Origin of the sequence: Pseudooceanicola lipolyticus, from assembly GCF_002786325.1 — a bacterium.
GTDB lineage: Bacteria > Pseudomonadota > Alphaproteobacteria > Rhodobacterales > Rhodobacteraceae > Pseudooceanicola_C > Pseudooceanicola_C lipolyticus.
Map to the genome: position 1 here is coordinate 1 of NZ_PGTB01000391.1, position 866 is coordinate 866.

The 866-nt window shown below is 69.7% G+C and carries 1 protein-coding gene; it reads left to right on the top strand.

Features of this window, described 5'->3' with window-relative positions:
- Nucleotides 1-153: 153 nt before the first annotated feature.
- Complete coding sequence (locus CVM52_RS26155; protein ID WP_240621091.1) at nt 154-822, top strand: LbetaH domain-containing protein; 669 nt, start codon at nt 154-156, stop codon at nt 820-822.
- Nucleotides 823-866 lie beyond the last annotated feature (44 nt).

An 866-nucleotide genomic window follows, 5' to 3' on the forward strand; every position in this document is an offset into this window, starting at 1 on the left:
CCGTCGAACGCTGGGACGGCGACAGGATACTCGGGCGATTTGCGGTGGATGTCACGCGGATGACCGGCCAGCCGGCGGGCTGGCGGACCGGGCCGGCGCAGCCGCAGGTGCGCGGCGGCACTTCGAAATGAAACGGTCACAGGGAGGGCTGACATGGCTCTGAACGACAGGTATCTGCCATCGGGCACCGGCTTTCACGAGCGGCCGCCCCCGCCATTTCCGCTCCCCGAAACCGGGAAGGTGCCGCGGCCCGCCAGCCCGGATATGCGCGACACCATGTTTGCCGGGCGGGCCAGTTTTTCGCTGGCCAACCGGCTGTTCCGGGCGCTGTGGATCCTTGCCTGGTTGCTGCTGGCGCGCTGGACGCCGCGCCAGATGCGGGGCTGGCGGGTGCTGCTGCTGCGGCTGTTCGGTGCAAAGGTACACCCGAGCGCAGATATTCGCGCCTCGGCCCGCATCTGGTACCCGCCCAACCTGAGCGTCGGACCGCGTGCGGTGATCGGGCCACGCGTGGATTGCTACTGCCAGGGACCGGTCCGGATCGGCGCCTATGCGGTGATTTCGCAGGATGCCTGCCTGTGCACCGGTACCCATGAGATCGACAGCCCGGAGTTCCGCCTGCTGACCCGCCCGATCGAGATCGGCACCAATGCCTGGATCTGTTCCGGCGCCTTTGTCGGCCCCGGTGTGAGCGTCGGGGAGGGCGCGGTTCTGGCGGCGCGCGGCGCCACCTTTCGCAACCTGAAAGCGTGGTGGGTCAACCAGGGCAACCCGGCCCGGCCGGTGCGGGCGCGGCGCCAATTCGAAAGGCCGCTGCCCTGACGCTGGCGGCGGAACCGGCACAACCGCCGCTGCGGCGCCGGTTG

Coding starts and splice junctions, on each gene's coding strand:
- CVM52_RS26155 (WP_240621091.1), top strand. CDS start 154: ATGGCTCTGAACGACAGGTATCTGCCATCGGGCACCGGCTTTCACGAG.